This window comes from Halobaculum rubrum, from assembly GCF_019880225.1.
GTDB classification, from domain to species: Archaea; Halobacteriota; Halobacteria; order Halobacteriales; family Haloferacaceae; genus Halobaculum; species Halobaculum rubrum.
Map to the genome: position 1 here is coordinate 893,176 of NZ_CP082284.1, position 16,393 is coordinate 909,568.

19 protein-coding genes, 1 tRNA gene and 1 pseudogene are annotated in these 16,393 nt (G+C 69.3%); 12 read left to right on the forward strand and 9 right to left on the reverse strand.

What is annotated here, in order from left to right; translation table 11 throughout:
* Positions 1–52: 52 nt before the first annotated feature.
* Positions 53–1,024 (forward strand): tRNA 2-thiolation protein NcsA, encoded by a 972-nt coding sequence (gene ncsA / locus K6T25_RS04705; protein WP_222916912.1) that lies wholly within the window; start codon positions 53–55, stop codon positions 1,022–1,024.
* A gap of 198 nt (positions 1,025–1,222) precedes the next feature.
* On the opposite strand, the gene ftsZ is transcribed toward ncsA, so the two are convergent.
* The 3 genes from ftsZ to K6T25_RS04720 all read right to left on the reverse strand — a co-directional run bounded on the left by ftsZ (position 1,223) and on the right by K6T25_RS04720 (position 3,575).
* Positions 1,223–2,425, reverse strand: coding sequence for a cell division protein FtsZ (gene ftsZ, locus K6T25_RS04710; RefSeq protein ID WP_222916914.1), 1,203 nt, complete (start codon positions 2,423–2,425; stop codon positions 1,223–1,225).
* Between the two features lie 2 nt (positions 2,426–2,427).
* Complete coding sequence (locus K6T25_RS04715; protein WP_073306558.1) at positions 2,428–2,619, reverse strand: ribbon-helix-helix domain-containing protein; 192 nt, start codon at positions 2,617–2,619, stop codon at positions 2,428–2,430.
* 212 nt (positions 2,620–2,831) lie between these two features.
* Complete coding sequence (locus K6T25_RS04720) at positions 2,832–3,575, reverse strand: double zinc ribbon domain-containing protein (protein WP_222916917.1); 744 nt, start codon at positions 3,573–3,575, stop codon at positions 2,832–2,834.
* A 171-nt stretch (positions 3,576–3,746) separates the two neighbouring features.
* Between K6T25_RS04720 and K6T25_RS15755 the strand changes: the two are divergent.
* The 6 genes and pseudogenes from K6T25_RS15755 to K6T25_RS04745 form a co-directional block, all read left to right on the forward strand.
* A pseudogene (locus K6T25_RS15755) lies at positions 3,747–3,878 on the forward strand (aldo/keto reductase); the annotation flags it as partial.
* A gap of 221 nt (positions 3,879–4,099) precedes the next feature.
* Positions 4,100–5,158: a metal ABC transporter substrate-binding protein gene (locus tag K6T25_RS04725; protein WP_222916919.1), complete on the forward strand. Its 1,059-nt coding sequence runs from the start codon at positions 4,100–4,102 to the stop codon at positions 5,156–5,158.
* Positions 5,155–5,958 carry a metal ABC transporter ATP-binding protein gene (locus K6T25_RS04730; RefSeq protein ID WP_222916921.1) on the forward strand — a complete coding sequence of 268 codons (804 nt, stop codon included), beginning with the start codon at positions 5,155–5,157 and terminating at the stop codon, positions 5,956–5,958. The genes K6T25_RS04725 and K6T25_RS04730 overlap by 4 nt, the downstream gene beginning before the upstream one ends.
* Positions 5,955–6,992 (forward strand): metal ABC transporter permease, encoded by a 1,038-nt coding sequence (locus K6T25_RS04735; RefSeq protein WP_222916923.1) that lies wholly within the window; start codon positions 5,955–5,957, stop codon positions 6,990–6,992. Before K6T25_RS04730 ends, K6T25_RS04735 begins: the two co-directional genes overlap by 4 nt.
* A 134-nt stretch (positions 6,993–7,126) precedes the next feature.
* Positions 7,127–8,311: a M24 family metallopeptidase gene (locus K6T25_RS04740; protein WP_222916925.1), complete on the forward strand. Its 1,185-nt coding sequence runs from the start codon at positions 7,127–7,129 to the stop codon at positions 8,309–8,311.
* A gap of 165 nt (positions 8,312–8,476) precedes the next feature.
* Positions 8,477–9,085 carry an HAD family hydrolase gene (locus K6T25_RS04745; protein ID WP_222916927.1) on the forward strand — a complete coding sequence of 203 codons (609 nt, stop codon included), beginning with the start codon at positions 8,477–8,479 and terminating at the stop codon, positions 9,083–9,085.
* 30 nt (positions 9,086–9,115) lie between these two features.
* Here the strand turns inward: K6T25_RS04745 and K6T25_RS04750 are convergent, their stop codons facing one another.
* The 4 genes from K6T25_RS04750 to K6T25_RS04765 form a co-directional block, all read right to left on the reverse strand.
* A complete protein-coding gene (locus tag K6T25_RS04750; protein ID WP_222916929.1) occupies positions 9,116–11,047 on the reverse strand; it encodes a DUF2070 family protein in 1,932 nt (643 codons plus the stop codon).
* Positions 11,048–11,156: 109 nt separating this feature from the next.
* Entirely contained in the window at positions 11,157–11,711 is a 555-nt protein-coding gene (locus K6T25_RS04755) for a GMP synthase subunit A (protein ID WP_222916931.1), read from the reverse strand.
* Positions 11,712–11,803: 92 nt separating this feature from the next.
* Positions 11,804–12,370, reverse strand: a complete 567-nt coding sequence (locus K6T25_RS04760; RefSeq protein ID WP_222916933.1) for a DUF7097 family protein — start codon at positions 12,368–12,370, stop codon at positions 11,804–11,806.
* A gap of 33 nt (positions 12,371–12,403) precedes the next feature.
* Positions 12,404–12,547: a rubrerythrin-like domain-containing protein gene (locus K6T25_RS04765; RefSeq protein WP_222916935.1), complete on the reverse strand. Its 144-nt coding sequence runs from the start codon at positions 12,545–12,547 to the stop codon at positions 12,404–12,406.
* Between the two features lie 157 nt (positions 12,548–12,704).
* On the opposite strand from K6T25_RS04765, the gene K6T25_RS04770 reads away from it, so the two are divergent.
* From K6T25_RS04770 to K6T25_RS04785, 4 genes are all read left to right on the forward strand, one after another.
* Positions 12,705–13,085 (forward strand): DUF192 domain-containing protein, encoded by a 381-nt coding sequence (locus tag K6T25_RS04770; RefSeq protein WP_222916937.1) that lies wholly within the window; start codon positions 12,705–12,707, stop codon positions 13,083–13,085.
* A gap of 87 nt (positions 13,086–13,172) precedes the next feature.
* Positions 13,173–13,511: a hypothetical protein gene (locus K6T25_RS04775; RefSeq protein WP_222916939.1), complete on the forward strand. Its 339-nt coding sequence runs from the start codon at positions 13,173–13,175 to the stop codon at positions 13,509–13,511.
* A gap of 91 nt (positions 13,512–13,602) precedes the next feature.
* On the forward strand, positions 13,603–13,932 hold the full coding sequence (locus tag K6T25_RS04780; protein ID WP_222916941.1) for a DUF8081 domain-containing protein: 330 nt from the start codon (positions 13,603–13,605) through the stop codon (positions 13,930–13,932).
* Positions 13,933–14,005: 73 nt separating this feature from the next.
* Complete coding sequence (locus K6T25_RS04785) at positions 14,006–14,479, forward strand: redoxin domain-containing protein (RefSeq protein ID WP_222916943.1); 474 nt, start codon at positions 14,006–14,008, stop codon at positions 14,477–14,479.
* 40 nt (positions 14,480–14,519) lie between these two features.
* On the opposite strand, the gene K6T25_RS04790 is transcribed toward K6T25_RS04785, so the two are convergent.
* Entirely contained in the window at positions 14,520–14,699 is a 180-nt protein-coding gene (locus K6T25_RS04790; protein ID WP_222916945.1) for a hypothetical protein, read from the reverse strand.
* Positions 14,700–15,207: 508 nt separating this feature from the next.
* Positions 15,208–15,292, reverse strand: a tRNA-Ser gene (locus tag K6T25_RS04795).
* 109 nt (positions 15,293–15,401) lie between these two features.
* Here K6T25_RS04795 and K6T25_RS04800 point away from each other — a divergent pair.
* Entirely contained in the window at positions 15,402–16,376 is a 975-nt protein-coding gene (locus K6T25_RS04800; protein ID WP_222916947.1) for an AAA family ATPase, read from the forward strand.
* The last annotated feature ends 17 nt before the right edge of the window (positions 16,377–16,393 follow it).

Here is a 16,393-nt window from a genome sequence, read left to right on the forward strand (position 1 = left end):
CGACGCCGCCCGTGCGAAACGGGTATGCCCGCGCCGCCGCAACTCGCCGCTAATGGACTGCGACAGGTGCGGCGCCGACGCGGTGATGCACGCCGCCTACTCGGGAGCACACCTCTGTGAGTCGCACTTCCGGGAGTCGGTCGAGCGGCGCGTCCGCCGTCGCGTCCGCGAGGACGACCTACTCCCCGACGACGCGACGCCCGAGGACCCCGAGCGCTGGGTTATCGGCCTCTCGGGGGGGAAAGACAGCGTCGTGCTCGCGACGGTCCTCGACGAGACGTTCGCCGAGGACCCGCGGATCGAGCTGGTCGCGCTCTCCATCCACGAGGGGATCGAGGGGTACCGCGACGAGTCGCTCGTCGCCTGCGAGGAGCTGACGGCCGATCTGGAGATGCGCCACGAAGTCGTGAGCTACGAGGAGGAGCTCGGCGTCCGCATGGACGACGTGGTCGAGGACGACCCCGAGAACATGGCCGCCTGCGCCTACTGCGGCGTGTTCCGCCGCGACCTGCTGGAAACGTACGCCGAGGACTTGGGCGCCGACAAACTCCTCACCGGCCACAACCTCGACGACGAGGCACAGACGGCGCTGATGAACTTCCTCGAGGGCGACGTGGCCCAGATGGCCAAGCACTTCGACGCATCGATCGGTCCGTTCCCCGAGCGGCGCGAGAGCGACCACTTCGTCCCCCGCGCGAAGCCCCTGCGCGACGTGCCCGAGAAGGAGGTCGCGCTGTACTGCCACCTCCGCGATCTCCCGTCGCACATGGCCGAGTGCCCGCACGCCAGCGAGGCGTACCGCGGGGAGATCCAGGAGCTCCTGCTCGATATGGAGGAGCGCCACCCGGGCGTCCGCCACTCGATCATGGCCGGCTACGAGGAGCTGTCGGGCGTACTCGCTGACGAGTACCGCGACGACGACGGCGAGGGCCCGGACCTGTCGCCGTGCGAACGCTGCGGGTCGGAGACCGCCCGCGACGTGTGCAGGAAGTGCGAGTTGGTCGACGCCATCGAGGCGGCGTGAACGGTCGCGACGGCCGTCTCGGTCGCGTAAACGGAGGAACCTGTGGCGAGTCGATGGCGGTCGCTGTCACGCGTGGAAAGCGATAGAGAGTCGAGATTGATCCGGAAAACGGCCGTTACCGGCCGGATCGGTTCGCCGTCCCGTCGATCGCGTCTCGTTGCCGCCGCCGGCTCCCACCCGGAGGCGTCGGCGTCGCCGTCAGCGGATGACGTCGAGGCCGTTGCTCCGCTCGGTGGACTCCTCGCGGCCGCCGTCGGACTGCCAGGCGGCCTCCTGGCCGTTACCGCTCTCGGCGTTGGCCTTCGCGTCGAAGTCGAGTTCCGAGGCCTCCCCGCCCTCGATGCTCTGCCGTGACTTGTCGGCCTGCTTTTGCGTGCTCGGGCCGAGCACCTGCGCGCTCTGGACGCCGGTCATGATGGCCATGACGCGGACCTTCCCCTTGTACTCCTCCTGGATGCGGGCGCCCCAGATCACGTTCGCGCTCGCCTCGAGGCGCTCGGTGATGTTGTCGGCGATGCCCTCGGCCTCCTTCAGCGTGAGGTCCGGGCCGCCGGTGATGTGGACGAGGCCGCCCGACGCGCCGCGGTAGTCCACGTCCAGCAGCGGGTGGTTCATCGCGTCGTTGACCACCTCCTGGGTCTTGTTCTTGTCCTGGGTCTCGCCGACGAGCATCACCGCGACGCCGCCCTGGTTCATGATCGTGGACATGTCCGCGTAGTCCAGATTGATCAGGGACGGCTGGGTGATGGTCTCGGAGATCCCCTTCACGGTCTCGGCGATGATCTGGTCCATCACCGAGAACGCCTTCCCGATCGGCAGGTTGGGGACGTAATCGAGGAGGCGGTTGTTGTCGAGCACGATGATCGAGTCGGCCTCGTTGCGGAGCTCCTCGAGCCCCTCCTCGGCCTTCACCGTGCGGGCGCGCTCGACGTTGAACGGCGTCGACACCATGCCGACGACGATGGCGCCCTGCTCTTTGGCGATCTTCGAGATGACCGGCGCCGCGCCGGTGCCGGTCCCGCCGCCCATGCCGGCGGTGACGAACACGAGGTCCGCGTCGCCGAGCACCTCCTTGATCGTTCCCTGGGCCATCTCGGTGGCGCGCTCGCCCATCGAGGGGTCGCCGCCCGCGCCGAGCCCGTTTGTCAGGGACTTGCCGACGAGGATCTTCGTGTCGGCCTCGATCATCTTCAGGTGCTGCTTGTCGGTGTTGATCGCGACCGTCTCGGCGCCGTCGACGCCGATGTTGTACAGTCGGTTGATCGTGTTGTTGCCCGCGCCGCCCGCGCCGACGATGACGATCCGGGGCTCCCCGAACTCGTCGTCGTCGTCGCCGACCGCCTCCATGTCGCGCTGCTCGGCTTCCGCGTTCGCCAGCGCGTCCTGAACGATGTCCTGCATCGTTACACCTTGGCCCAGCTGCGCTTACTGCGCTCGCCGCGCGTGCGCTCGCCGGACGTGTCGGCCTGCTCGTTGAGCATGTCGCGGACGGCGGACCGAATCGCCTCGCTGCGATTCGGGAACTCCCCCGTTTCGACCATCTGTTCGACCTCCTCGATCTGCTGTTTCGGGATTCGTAGTGTCACACGCTCCATTGTTGTATTCCCCCGGTAAGACGACGACACGCACATGCGTGGCCTCACATCGACGGCCGGAGTTTCCCCGCCCCGACACCCATGTAAGACAGGCCGTCTTACGCACCAGTACCAATATACCGTTTGTATATAAAGATGTCGGCGGTTGTATGACCGATACCGTCAATATGTCTTACGCCGGCCGTCGGGGACGGCCGAGCCGACAGGTCGTCTTACGGCGCGTCGAGCACGTCGGCGGCCGGCGTCCGACGACCGCATCCCGGGCAAAAGCCCCAGTCGGAACGGATCTCGTCGCCACACTCACAGAACAGGCGTCGCGTCGCCTTCTCGCCGCAGTTGGGGCAGAAGACGTGATCGTCGGACAGGTCCTCGCCGCACTGCGCGCAGCTTCGTTCGCCTGCGTCCGACGCGGCGTCCGCCGAGCGTGGTCCCTCGGTCGCGGGCCCCTCCTCCGACGCGGCGTCCGCCGAGCGTGGTCCCTCGGTCGCGGGCCCCTCCTCCGTCGCGGTCGCCGCGGGTTCCGCGTCCGCGGATGCGGGCTGTGAGACGCCCGCGGACGGGTCGACCGCGGCGCCCGCGCCGTCGACGTTTACCGTGAGGTTCACCGACGGAACGCGATCGCCGGCCCCGCCCGGAACGCCGAACGGACGCGCTCCGCCGACGGCCGCGTCGGTGGCGCGGCGGCGGGTTCCGAACTCCTCGTCGAGCCGGGCCGTCACCAGCTCGTCGACGCGGGCCGCGAGCGCGTCGTCGAGGGACCCGGCAGTGTCGACGGCAGCCCCCGACGGACTGCGCGTACCTGTGTCGGAAGCGTCGGCCGCGTCGGCGGCGTGCTGCTCCTCCGCGGCGTCGAGGTGCTCGCGGAGCGCCTCCCGCATGACCTCGCTTTTCGACCCCTCGAGCCTCTCGAGGCGGTCGACGAGGTCCGCGTCCGCGCGGAAGGTTATCTTGCTCATACGAACCGTATTTCGATAGGATACATATCAATCTATCCCACGGATCCGTCCGGATCCCCTCACACGCGTAAGACGGGCGCACGACTCCGCGTGTGGCCCTCGTGTCGTCGTCACCACGAGAGTCGCGGCGCGATCCCATCCGTCTTACACGTCGCCGGCGTGCGTCCGCGCATGCGACATCGCGAACACGGCGACGTGGGAGCGGTGACCGAGATCGGACTGGGCACGTGGAACATCGGCAGCGACTGGGGCGACGTGTCCGACGAGGCGGGTCGGGAGGCGATCCGGGCGGCCCTCGACGCCGTCTCGACGGTTATCGCCGGCCCCGCCTCCCCGGCGCACATCGGGAGCAACGTCGCCGCCGCGGATCTCGGTCCGGTCTCACCGGCTCCACGACGCCGTTCGCGACGTATACGAGGAGTACATGGCGAAGCACGTCCACGATCGCTGGTTAATTAGATTAGTCTAATCTTTTCTTTTGGTCGTAACGACTATACAGTTCAGTCGCACTCATACAGGTGAGCATGACCGACACACGCGACCCGGCGAGTTCGCCGGGAACGACCAGACGGCGGTTCCTCGCGGGGGGCAGCGGCCTCGCCGCGGCGGGGCTCGCCGGCTGTCTGGGCGACGCGGCGGGACGCGGCGGGAGCGACGACGGTCCGACGGTCGTCGCCTCCTTCTTCAGCTTCTACGATTTCGCGCGGAAGGTGGCGGCGGACACGCCGATCACGGTTCGGAACCTCGTTCCCACCGGGCTGCACGGCCACGGCTGGGATCCGGACGCGAGCGTCACCCGCGACATCGTCGACGCCGACGCGTTCGTTCACGTCGGCGAGGACTTCCAGCCGTGGGCCGATCGCGCCATTCAGACGCTGCGGGACGACGACGTGAACACGCAGCTCGTCAACGCTCGCGAGGGGATCGAGCTCGTCCCGCTGGCCGAGAGCCTGGACCGGGACGAGGAGGGCGTCGGCGAGGGCCGCGGGAACGACCCCCACTTCTGGCTCGACCCACGGCGCGCGAAGACGGCCGTCGACAACATCGCCGAAGGGCTCGTCGAGCTGGCGCCCGAGCACGAGGACAGTCTCCGCGACAACGCCGAGACGTACAAGACGGCGGTTCTGGACCGGATCGACGCCGACTACGAGGCGATCTTCGACGCCGCCGACCGCGACGTGGTCCAGCTGGCCGCCCACAACGCGTTCCAGTATATTGCCGACCGCTACGGCGTGCAGATGCGCCCGCTCGTGGTCAACCTCGCCGCCAGCGGCGACGTGAAGCCGTCCGACATCATCGAGGCCAAGCGCGTCATCGACGAGAACGACATCCGCTACATCGGCGCGGGCGTCTTCGAGACGCGCCGCCCCGCGAAGCAGCTGCTCGCGGAGACCTCGGTGGAGGCGTACTACCCGGTGACCCCGTACGCCGGCGTGCGTGAGGACTGGGTCGAGAACGACTGGGGGTACGAGGAGATCGCGGACAAGGTCAACATGCCAACCTTCGAGGTCGTCCTCGGGAACACGCCGCCCGAGGAAGCCGGCTACGACGGGTGGAACGAGGAGTGGAGGAACTTCGAATGAGTCACCCAGACGCCGGCGTCGCCGAGCGCAACGGGCAGGGGATATCGGACGCAGATGGCGAGAGCGACACGGCGATCGAGGTGTCCGACGTGACGTTCGGCTACACCGCCGCGCCGGTGGTCGAGGACGTCGATCTGGCGATCGAGGCGGGCGAGTACGTCGCCGTCGTCGGCCCGAACGGGTCGGGGAAGTCGACGCTGATGAAGCTCATGCTCGGTCTCCTCCGTCCGGACGAGGGCGAGGCCCGACTGTTCGGCGAGCCGGCCCACGCCTTCGACGACGGCGAGCGCGTCGGCTACGTCTCCCAGCACGCCAGCGCCGCCAAGGAGATGCCGATCACCGTCCGCGAGGTGGTGAAGATGGGACGGTTCGCGCACGTCGGCTTCGGACGGCTCTCGGCCGACGACTGGGCCATCGTCGACGAGGCGCTGGCGACGGTCGGCATGAGCGCGTTCGCGGACCGCCGGATCACGAAGCTCTCGGGCGGGCAGCGCCAACGGGCGTTCATCGCCCGAGCACTGGCGGGCGAAGCCGACCTGCTCGTGCTCGACGAGCCGACCGTCGGCGTCGATGCCGAGTCGGTGGAGGCGTTCTACGACCTGCTCGAAGCGCTCAACGACGACGGCATCACCGTCCTGCTCATCGAGCACGACCTCGGTGCCGTCGTCGACCACGCCGACCGCGTCGTCTGTCTCAACCGCGAGGTGTACTTCGACGGCCCGACCGACGAGTTCGTCGAGAGCGACGCCCTCGCGCGGGCGTTCGGTGCCGCCGCCGGCGTCGTTGGGGGCGACCGATGACGCTTCCGACCGGGGCCGCCGACGCGTTCGCGGGCCACTGGCCGAGTCCGCTCCAGTCGGGAGGGAGCGCGCTCGACCCGCTCCTCGCACCGATCTACTACCTGCTCGACCTGTGGTCGCTGTTGCTGGGCGCGCTGGGGAACGCGACCGGGCTGGAGCTACTCCAGTACGGCTTCATGCACCGCGCGATCCTCGTCGGCATCTGTATCGGCGTGATGGCGCCGCTCATCGGGACGTTCCTCGTCCACCGACAGCTGGCCCTCATCGGCGACGCGCTCGCACACACCGCGTTCGCGGGCGTCGCCGTCGGGCTGTTTCTCAACGGCGTTCTCAGTCTCGGCGTCTCGCCGTACCTCACCGCCGTCGTGGTCGCCGTTCTCGCCGCCCTGTTGATCGAGGTGATCTCGGAGGTGACCGACGCCTACAACGACGTGTCGATGGCGATCGTGCTCTCGACCGGATTCGCGCTCGGAACGGTGCTCATCAGCCTCAACGCCGGCGGACTCGCGGTCGGGATCAACCAGTACCTGTTCGGCAACCTCTCGACGGTGTCGGCGGAGAACGCCGCGATCCTCCTCGTGCTGTTCGCGGTCATCGTCGCCACCGTCGCGCTCACGCGAAACCAACTGTTGTACGTCACCTTCGACGAGACGGCCGCCGAGGTGTCGGGGATCCCCGTGAACTGGTACAACCGCGTGATGGTGATGCTCACGGCGCTGGTGGTCGTCGGCGCGATGCAGATCATGGGCGTCATCCTCGTCGCCGCGATGCTCGTCGTCCCCGTCGCGGGCGCGACGCAGGTGTCCCGCAGCTTCACCGGATCGCTGCTCACGTCGGTCGTTCTCGCCGAACTGGCCGTCCTGCTCGGCATCGGGGTCTCCTACTATGGCGAGGCGACCGCCGGCGGCGTCATCGTCCTCGTCGCCGTCGCGATCTACGTCGTCGCCGTCGCGATCGGGAAGCTCCGCGAGGCTCGCGGCGACGAGGACGCGCCCGAACTCGGCGGCATCGACGCCGACGACGGGGTCGCGTGATCGACGCGACGCGCGCAACAGCGGACACGGCGATTTCGTATAGCAGCAACTAGTTTATTTTCGGGATCGATCGACGCAGCAGCACCCGGCGCCGCTTCCCCGAGGCTTATCCCGCGAGCGGCGAAGCCGCTGCCATGGCGACGAAGCTCCCCGAATCGGAGTTCGACGCGCGGCTCGCAGAGGTTCGCGGGCGGCTCGCGGACACCGACGCGGACGCGGCGACGTTCCTAGGCGCGACGAGTATCGAGTACCTCTCGGGCTTTCATCACATCCAGACCGAGCGGCCGGTCGTCCTCGCGGTGACGGAGGACCGCATGGAGATCACGGTCCCGCGCCTGGAAGTCGAGCGCGTGGAGCCGAACCCCCGGATCGACGCCGTGCATCACTACTTCGACTACCCGCAGGGGAAGCCGATCGAGACGGCGGCGGCGATGCTGGAGGGGATGGGCGTCGACTCGGTCGTCTCCGACGCCGACGGCGCGCCCGGGGTGATGGGCTACGAGGGCCCCTCGCTCTCGGAGTTCGTCGAGGTGGACTCGCAGTCGTGGGTCGACCGGATGCGCTGGGAGAAGACCGACGCGGAGGTCGACCTCGTGCGCGAGTCGGCGAAGTGGGCGAACCTCGCGCACCGCCACCTCGCGGACTACACCGAGGTCGGCGCGCACCCGGTGACGGTGAGCCAGCGGGCCACGACCGAGGCCTCGCGCGCGATGCTCGACACGCTGGGCGATCGGTACGCGGTGCGGACCCGGGGAAGCGGCCCAGTCCACGCGGGCTACATCTCCGGCTCGGAGACCGCCCTTCCGCACGGCCACACTCCGAACGAACGGCTCTCCGAGGGGGACGTGTTGATCACGGGCGCGTCGGCCAACGTCGACGGGTACCACTCGGAGCTGGAGCGCACCATGTTCGTCGGCGAGCCGAGCGACGAGCAGGTCCACTACTTCGAGCTGATGCTGGAGGCGCAGGACATCGCGATCGACGCGCTCGGCCCCGGGCAGTCGATCGCCGGCGTCGACGAGGCCGTCCACGACTACTTCCTCGAACAGGGGATCGAGGACACCGCCCAGCACCACGTCGGCCACAACATCGGCCTCGGGGGCCACGAGCCGCCGTACCTCGACCGAGGCTGGGACGAGTACGACCACGTCGGCGAGAGCGACGCCCAGATGGCGCCGGGGCAGATCTACACCATCGAACCCGGGATCTACACCGACGAGTACGGCTACCGCCACTCGGACACCATCGCGATCACCGAGAGCGGGATCGAGTGGCTCACGTACTTCCCGCGCGATCTGGAGTCGAACGTCATCCGGTAGCGAGAGACCCCGAAAACCACTGAAACGCCGTTTTCCCGCGCCGTCGCGACAGTCCCGAACCACAGAGCGCCGGGCGGGTCGCTCGGTTATACACCGGTATCCGCGATATCGAATCGCCGAACCGGCCTCGATAGATTCATACCGACGCCGCGGACACCGCCGTGCGTGAGCGCCGTCTCCTTCGCCCTCTTCGACACACTGGTCGACGCGGACCTCCCCGACGACCCCGCCGCGGCCGTCGGCGACGAACTCCGGGGTCGCGGCGTCGACGTGCCCGACGACTGGGCGGACGCCTATCGCGAGACCCGCATCGATCCACCCGCCGGTGCGGAGGTACCGCTGCCGGCACACGTGAGCCGGGCGCTCGCATCTCGCGGCGTCGACGCCCCGGGCAACGCCGCCCGCCGGGCCGTCGTCGCCGCGTTCGACCCGTCGGTTCGCACCCGCGACGGAGCGGTCGACGCGGTCGCCCGTGCACGAGAGGACGGCCCGGTCGGCCTGCTCGCGAACTGTGCGGTGCCGGAACTCGTCGGGCGCGTCCTCGTGCGCTCGGAGCTGTCGCGCGACGACTTCGACGCCGTCGTGACGAGCGTCGCCTGCGGATGGCGCAAGCCGGACCCGCGGGCGTTCGAGCGCGTCGCCGACTCGCTCGGGGTCGATTCCGCGGGTCTCACACACGTCGGCGTCGACCCGACCGTCGAGGGCGGCGTCACGGCGGTCGACGGTCGGTTCGTCCGCGCCGACGCGAACGGGCCGGTGCCCCGAATCGGGTGACCGGCGGCCCGAAGGCGTCGAGTCCGCCGATCACGCACCGGTAACGAAGAACAGCAGCATCGAGATGGCCAGCGACGCGAGGATGACCGCCGCCGCCAGCGCGCCGCCCATCGAGACGGCGGCGTTGGCGTGGCTCGCGAGCGACTCGGTCCGGTCGTTGCCGAACACCGTCACCTCGGCGTGCTCGGTGGCCATCCCCGCCTCGACGGGGTCGACGTCCGCGACGGCCCGGGTGGCCACGTCCACGACCACGTCGGTGAGTTCGTCCCGGTCGATGGCGGCGCCGACCTGGTTGTCGGCCTCGACGGTGTTGACGATGTGCGTGTCGGTCGTCATCACCTCCGCCTCGTCGGCGTCGACCGCGTCGACGACGGCGTCGATCAGATGACCCCGGAGACCGGGCTCCATGTTGTTGCCGTCGACGAGCACGTAGGCGGTGGTCTGCGCGCCGCCGTCGCCGTCCGCGTCGACGTCGGTCACCATCGCGCGGATCCCGAGCGGGCCGATCCCCTCCTGGGGAGTCCACTCGGTTCGCTCCCAGGCGACCCCGGCCGAGAGGTCGCCACGCGGCGCGACCGCGAGACGCTCGGCGGCACGGCGCGCCGCCTGGATCATGTCGAACGACCGCGTCGATCCCGGCGTCACGTGGCCTAGGTCGGGGCCCTCGAGGCCGTTGTTGGAGTTGTGGGCGTCCGCGAGCAGCACGTCGTCGAGCCCCTCGGTGCGCGCCTCCGCGGCCGTCGAGAGCCCGACGGCGTAGTCCACGTCGTCCGCGAAGCCGGGCGCGAACGTCGAGACGAGCAGGGCGTCGTCGTCGAACGCCTGCCCGAGAATCGACGCCTCGCCGGCGGTCGTGCGGACGCTCTCGCTCGCCTCCGGGGAGTACGTGAGCCGCTCGTGGGCACGGTCGACCGCCTCGAGGACGGTGTCGACCTCGCGCTCGGTGACGAGATTGAAGTCGTGCCCGGCGGTCGCGTGCGGCGGAAACGCGAGCCCGTCGGTCGCGGCCGCGACGCGAACCGGGAGGTTGCCGCCGCCGATCTCTCCCATCGGACCGGGGTGGATCATCGGCAACACCCAGCGAGCCTTCTCGTCGCCGTCGGGCGTGCGGAACGCGAGGACGGTGACCGGGACGACCGCCTCCTCGCCCAACTGCTCGAAGAAGTCCTCCAGCTCCCGGCTTCCCTCGGCGACGTGCCCGATGAACCCCTGGAGGAAATCGAGCACGGAGACGCCGAGCGTGTTTCGCCACGGCCGGTCCACGACGTAGAGGAACGTCCACACCGCCGCCGCATACAGCGCACACGTCAGCCCGAGCACGAGGAAGTGGTCCGGGCTGATCGCCGACAGCTCGGGCGGCGCCTCTTCGGGCCGGGCGAGGTACGGCATGAGGAACGTGTCGAGCAGGGGACCACCCACTTCGAGCAGGCGGAGCGTGCCGCTGTAGACGAACAGCAGCACCGCCGCGACGACGGTCTGGATGCTCGCGGGCACCGCCGCCACGGGGAGCGACGACCGCGAGACGGCCATGATCACGAGCAGGCGGACCGCGAACACCGACGCCAGCGCGACGACGAGCACGTCGAAGACGAACCGCTGGGACAGCGGGGTCAGGTACGCGGCGAGTCCGCCCACCGCGAGGAAGGCGACGATGACGACCTCACACACCAGCGCGAGCAACGACGATCGGTTCGGCGTGAGTTTCCCCCCGACGAGCCGGTCGACCCAGGCGGTGGCGAGCCCGGCGACGACCGTCGGGATCCCGATGAAGAACACTCCTTCCCAGGCGTCGCGCCCGACAAACAGCACGCCGCGCCACACGACCGACGTCTCCGGACGCTCGAACGCCCCGACGCCGGCGACGGCCGCCAGCAGGAGGGCGAACGCGACCGACGTGTACCACGACGGCGCGCGGAAGATGAACCGCGAGAGGCCGGCGAGGTTACTTTGGGTCGCAGTCATACGCGTTGACGGTGGCGAACGCGTGCGGGACCTAAAAATGAGGCGTACTCGGCGCGCGGGACGGTGGTACGTGACAGGAACTGTGGAGGCTGTCCGATGGGTGGGGCGACTACCGGCAGATCTCGACGAAGTTCTCGAAGACCTCCTGCCCGCGCTCGGTGTGGCTCACCTCGGGGTGCCACTGGACGCCATAGAGATCGCGGTCGGTTTCGGACATCGCCTCGACGCCGCAGACGTCGCTGTCGGCGGTGACCGTGAACCCCTCCGGCGCCTCGACGACCTCGTCGGCGTGGCTGGCCCAGGTTCGTGTTCCCGGCGCGAGCGACCCGACCAGCGGGTCCTCGTCGTCCAGGATCCGCACGTCGACGTCGGCGTAGCCGCCGTAGTCGCCCGACTCGACGCGGCCGCCGAGTTCCTCGGCGATGAACTGCAGCCCCAGGCAGATGCCCAACACGGGCACGTCCAGATCGAGGTACTCGGCACAGCGGCCGACGCGGTCCATGCTCGGCCCCCCGGAGAGGACGAGTCCGTCGGCGTCGATGTCGGCGGGGTCGGTGTCGTTGTCGAGGATCTCCGTGTCGACCCCCACGTCGCGAAGCGCCCGGCCTTCCAGGTGCGTGAACTGTCCGTGGTTGTCGATGACCACGATGCGCGGCTCGCTCATACGGGGGATTGCGCGGACGTGGTGAAAAACCGCCCGCTTCGCACCGAGAGATGCACGGACGTGTGTATCCGTCCCGTCGTCGCCCGAGCCCTTCAGCCGTCGTCGCCGTAGCGTTCGCTGGCGGCCGAGAACCCCAGTTCGCCGAGTTCGTCGCTTCGGCGGCTCTCCCGTTCGGCGACCGCTTCCGGGTCGGGGCTCGCGTCGTCGTCGACGCGGGCGAACGACCGGTGGACCTTGGTGTGACACCACCGGCACAGGCCCACCGTGATCTCGTGAGACGGGCTTCGATCCGCGTCGCCGTCTTCGGAGTTTCGGGCGCCGCCGGCGTCACCCGCTCCCTCGCCGTACGAGAGGTGGTGTTCCTCCACGAGCGGCCGGCGCTCGTCGTGGGCGATGCGGACCTCCGCCAACCCACACCGCGCGCACTCCTTGGCGTCGGTCGTCGACCGGTAGTGCGGACAGTCACGCCAGTCCGCGTCCTCGTCGGCGGCGACGCAGTCGTAGTCGGCGCGGCGACGGTCCGCGGCGAACTCGGGGTCGTCGCCCGCGCGGTCGAGCGCGAACCGACAGCGCCCGTCGCCGGTGAGGTGATCGCAGCGGCCGGCGAACTCGTAGGGGTCGTCGACACCGACCGACGTGCCGTCCGGCGTCCGCTCCATGGGTCGTCTCGTGTCGGGTCGGATAAAAAACGCTCACTCCCGCGGGACGCTGATGTCCTGCAGGTCGCCGCCGCATTCGGAACAGGTTCCCGGACTGTGCTCCGCCTCGGTACGCGCCGAGCACTCCCGGCACTCGAAGACGCGCACCGTTCCGGTGTGGTAGGGGTCTGGGCGCATCGTTGTATGGTAACGTACCACACAGTAATAAGCGACGCGGTGGGTTCCCTCTCGACCGCATCGTTTCACCGCACAGTCGTTCGATCTCGTCGCGTAGGCATGGATCGGGACCGACGAAACGGATACGTTCATACCGACGGGCCGTCCACCACGCCCCGTGCGAGTGATTCACCGGTCCGGGGCCATCGACGCCGAGGACGAGTCGCCGTCGGCGCCGCGCGAGCACGTCCTCGCGACGGACGTCGACGTGGCTGACTCGTTCTGGTCGCAGGCGCGGGGGCTGATGTTCCGTCGGTCGGTCCCCGACGAGTACGCGCTCGTGTTTCGGTTCGACGAGCCCGACTCGCGGAGTCTCCACATGGCGTTCGTCCCATTCCCCATCGACGCAGTCTGGCTCGTCGACGGCGAGGTGTCGACGGTGAAACGCCTCCGCCCGTGGGTCGGGCTCGGGTGGGGAACCGCGGACACGATCGTCGAATTGCCGGCCGGCGCCGCCGACGGCGTGGAGTCCGGCGACACCGTCGAGGTCGTCGAGTAGCGGTCGCGAACGGGGCGACGATACCGGCGGTGTCCGCGTCTCACTGCCTCGGGAGGGCTTATATCGGTTCACAACATTGTTGCGGCCATGCGTCGAGCGACACTGGCGGGGGCGCTGCTCGTCGGGAAGGGGCTCGACGCCGTCTCGACGGTGGTCGTGCTCCGACACTCCGACTCCGTGCGCGAGTCGGTACCGCTGTCGCGGGCGCTGATGGCGTGGCTCGGACCGGCGGGGGGAATGGCGGTGCTCACCCTGATCACGATGATCGCGGTCGGGCTGCTTGCGGAGTCCGGCGTCCTCATCGACCGCCACCTCGACGGCGAGACGCCGGAGCGGTACGTACCGAGGCTGCGCGCGACGGTGTATCTCGGCTGTGCGGCGTGGTTCGGATCGGTCGGCCTGTGGAACTTCTCGCATCTGCTGTGACCGCGGCGGGGAGGTCGGCGTCGACGACGCCGGCGTGGTCGGTGCGTCGGATCTCCGGGAGTATTTATCCGATGCGGCCGAACCGCCCCGCGTGAGCTACGTCGTGGAGGTGAAGCCGTCCGCACGCAAAGCGAACGCGGCCGTCGGCCACGCCGTGCTGTACGGGGGTGCCCGCCGCGAGTTCGGCGACCGCGGCGCCGCGGAGGCGTGGGCCGAGGGGCTCTCGACGGGCGCCGACCGCCCGGTGTGGATCCACGCGGCCCACCCTGCCGACTGTAGCGACGTGGACGCGTACCTCGTCTCGCGCCAGCGGCAACTGCTCGACCTCGACGGCGCGTACGACAAACGACGGCGACGCCTCCGCGGCGACGACGGCGGCGATCCGGGGACCCTCGACGCGTACGCCGACGGCGGAGAGTGACGGGGCGAGCGGAAGCCCGGAAATGCACAACCGGAGTGGATTTAGTAGTCGGGCGACCGTACGGCTCGTCGACATGGTATCCGAAGGCGACGCCGCGCCGACGTTCACCGCGACGTACAAGGGCAGCGACCACGAGACGTTCGACCTCGCCGACCACCTCGGCGACGGGCCGGTCGTGCTCGCGTTCTTCCCGGGCGCGTTCACGCCCCCGTGTTCCAACGAGATGGTGGCGCTGCAGGGGCACCACGACGACTTCGCGGCCGCCGGCGCGACGCTGTTCGGCGTCAGCGCCGACTCGGCGTTCTCGCTGGGCGCGTTCGCCGACGAGTACGACCTCGCGTTCGATCTCGTCAGCGACATGCCCGGCGACGCCATCGAGGCGTACGGCCTCTCGCTCGACATTCCGGACCTCGGCCTGTACGGCGTCGCCAACCGTGCGGTGTACGTCATCGACGACGCGGGCGACGTGACGTACGTCTGGGAGACGGACGATCCGACGAACGAGCCCGACTACGGGGAGCTGCTGGCGGCCGTCGAGGACGCCTGAGGCGGCACGAGCCGGCTCCCGACCGGGTGACCGGCCCGTCTCACTTGTGATGGTGTATCCACTCGCTGGCCGGCACGAACTCCGATCCCCCACAGGCGCCACACGACTCCGGCGGTTCGAAGCTGTGCTCGCCGCCGTCGAGGTGGATCGGCGTGCCGGCGTGCGTCACGCTGCAGTGAACACAGACGTACTTCTTGAGGCTCTCCGGGACGTGTGCCATACTGAGAACGTCACGCTCAGCAAGCATAGTCGTTCGGCGGCACGGCTCCTCGCGACTCGCTCCGCTCCCTGCGCACCTCCCTCCAGGTAGTCGTTTCGCGCTCACGGGTGCGAGCGCCACAGCGGGCGCTCGCAGAGAGGTTCGCGCGAAAAGCGCCGAGGGGGAGAGTTGAACCACGCCCGGACGTGCTCGCTTCGCTGCGCGCCCGGTCTACTTCAAATCGTCCCGCACAGCCGACACCGGCGACACGGTCGCGAGCACACGAGGTGCTCGCGCTGTGGTGTCGCCGGAGAACGCCGAGGGGGAGATTCGAACTTCTGAAGACGGTCGCCTCGCTTCGCTCACGGCTCGCTTCACTCCCCGTTCGCAGTCGCGGTCTCACTTCGTTCGACCGCGCACCGCTCGGCGCTGCGACTTCCGTGTTCAAATCTCACCACGAGTTGTTCGACGCTCGCGAGGGCGGCTCGCACACGCCTCGCGGTGCTCGCCGTGTTGCTCGCGTCAGAAGCGCCGAGGGGGAGATTTGAACTCCCGAGTCCGAATGGACAGCAGATTTCGAATCTGCCGCCTTGGCCAGGCTAGGCTACCTCGGCTCACCTTCACGTCCGGCGGTCAGCCTGTAAACGGTTTCGGTTCGATCGACGGTGTGTCACCGCTCCCCGAAGCCCGAGGCTTCTTGCCGGTCGAACGCCCCAACCGGGTATGGACGTTCCCGACGCGAGCGCGGCCTGTACGGACGTGCTCGACACCCTCCGCGCCGCCATCGTCGCCGAGGACGCCTTCTTCGAGGACATCCTCCTCGGCCTGCTCTCCCGCGGACACGTGCTCATCGAGGACGTGCCCGGCACGGGCAAGACGCTCACCGCGCGGTCGATGGCGACCGCGCTGGGGCTGTCGTTCTCGCGCGTGCAGTTCACCCCGGACCTGCTCCCCTCGGACGTGACCGGCACGACCGTCTACGACGAGGGGACCGGCGAGTTCGAGTTCAGCGAGGGCCCGATCTTCGCGAACGTCGTCCTCGCCGACGAGATCAACCGCGCGCCGCCGAAGACGCAGGCGGCGCTGTTGGAGGCGATGGAGGAGGAACAGGTGACCGTCGACGGCACCACCTACCCCCTCCCGGAGCCGTTCTTCCTCATCGCGACACAGAACCCGGTCGAACAGGCCGGCAACTTCCCGCTCCCGGAGGCGCAGCTCGACCGCTTCACGGTGAAGACGTCGATGGGCTATCCCGATCTCGACGGGGAGATCGAGCTCCTGCGCCGGCGCGCCGGCCGCGGCGAACAGGACCCGAGCGTCGAGCCGGTGCTCGACGAAGAGCGGGTGCTCGGCGCCCGGGCTGCGCCCGAGTCCGTCCGCATCCACGACGACCTGCTGGAGTACATGGCGGCCGTCACGCGCGCCACCCGACAGGACCGCCGCGTCGCGGTCGGGGTGTCGCCGCGGGGCACCCAGCGACTCTTCGAGGCGAGCCGCGCGGCGGCGACGCTCGACGGCCGAGCGTTCGTCACGCCCGACGACGTGAAGCGCGTCGCGACCCCGGTGCTCGCACATCGGCTGGTGCTCACGCCGGACGCGAGCGTCGACGACGTGGCGAAAGTGGACGTGCTCCGGGCGGTGCTCGACCGCGTCGAGGTGCCGACCGTCAGCGACGCCGAGACCGAGGCGGCGGAGTAGTCGGGGCACCCCCGAGC

Excerpts from the sequence above, each read along its gene's own strand:
- ncsA (WP_222916912.1), top strand. The coding sequence starts at position 53 with ATGGACTGCGACAGGTGCGGCGCCGACGCGGTGATGCACGCCGCCTAC.
- ftsZ (WP_222916914.1), bottom strand. The coding sequence starts at position 2,425 with ATGCAGGACATCGTTCAGGACGCGCTGGCGAACGCGGAAGCCGAGCAG.
- K6T25_RS04715 (WP_073306558.1), bottom strand. The coding sequence starts at position 2,619 with ATGGAGCGTGTGACACTACGAATCCCGAAACAGCAGATCGAGGAGGTC.
- K6T25_RS04720 (WP_222916917.1), bottom strand. The coding sequence starts at position 3,575 with ATGAGCAAGATAACCTTCCGCGCGGACGCGGACCTCGTCGACCGCCTC.
- K6T25_RS04725 (WP_222916919.1), top strand. The coding sequence starts at position 4,100 with ATGACCGACACACGCGACCCGGCGAGTTCGCCGGGAACGACCAGACGG.
- K6T25_RS04730 (WP_222916921.1), top strand. The coding sequence starts at position 5,155 with ATGAGTCACCCAGACGCCGGCGTCGCCGAGCGCAACGGGCAGGGGATA.
- K6T25_RS04735 (WP_222916923.1), top strand. The coding sequence starts at position 5,955 with ATGACGCTTCCGACCGGGGCCGCCGACGCGTTCGCGGGCCACTGGCCG.
- K6T25_RS04740 (WP_222916925.1), top strand. The coding sequence starts at position 7,127 with ATGGCGACGAAGCTCCCCGAATCGGAGTTCGACGCGCGGCTCGCAGAG.
- K6T25_RS04750 (WP_222916929.1), bottom strand. The coding sequence starts at position 11,047 with ATGACTGCGACCCAAAGTAACCTCGCCGGCCTCTCGCGGTTCATCTTC.
- K6T25_RS04755 (WP_222916931.1), bottom strand. The coding sequence starts at position 11,711 with ATGAGCGAGCCGCGCATCGTGGTCATCGACAACCACGGACAGTTCACG.
- K6T25_RS04760 (WP_222916933.1), bottom strand. The coding sequence starts at position 12,370 with ATGGAGCGGACGCCGGACGGCACGTCGGTCGGTGTCGACGACCCCTAC.
- K6T25_RS04765 (WP_222916935.1), bottom strand. The coding sequence starts at position 12,547 with ATGCGCCCAGACCCCTACCACACCGGAACGGTGCGCGTCTTCGAGTGC.
- K6T25_RS04775 (WP_222916939.1), top strand. The coding sequence starts at position 13,173 with ATGCGTCGAGCGACACTGGCGGGGGCGCTGCTCGTCGGGAAGGGGCTC.
- K6T25_RS04785 (WP_222916943.1), top strand. The coding sequence starts at position 14,006 with ATGGTATCCGAAGGCGACGCCGCGCCGACGTTCACCGCGACGTACAAG.
- K6T25_RS04790 (WP_222916945.1), bottom strand. The coding sequence starts at position 14,699 with ATGGCACACGTCCCGGAGAGCCTCAAGAAGTACGTCTGTGTTCACTGC.
- K6T25_RS04800 (WP_222916947.1), top strand. The coding sequence starts at position 15,402 with ATGGACGTTCCCGACGCGAGCGCGGCCTGTACGGACGTGCTCGACACC.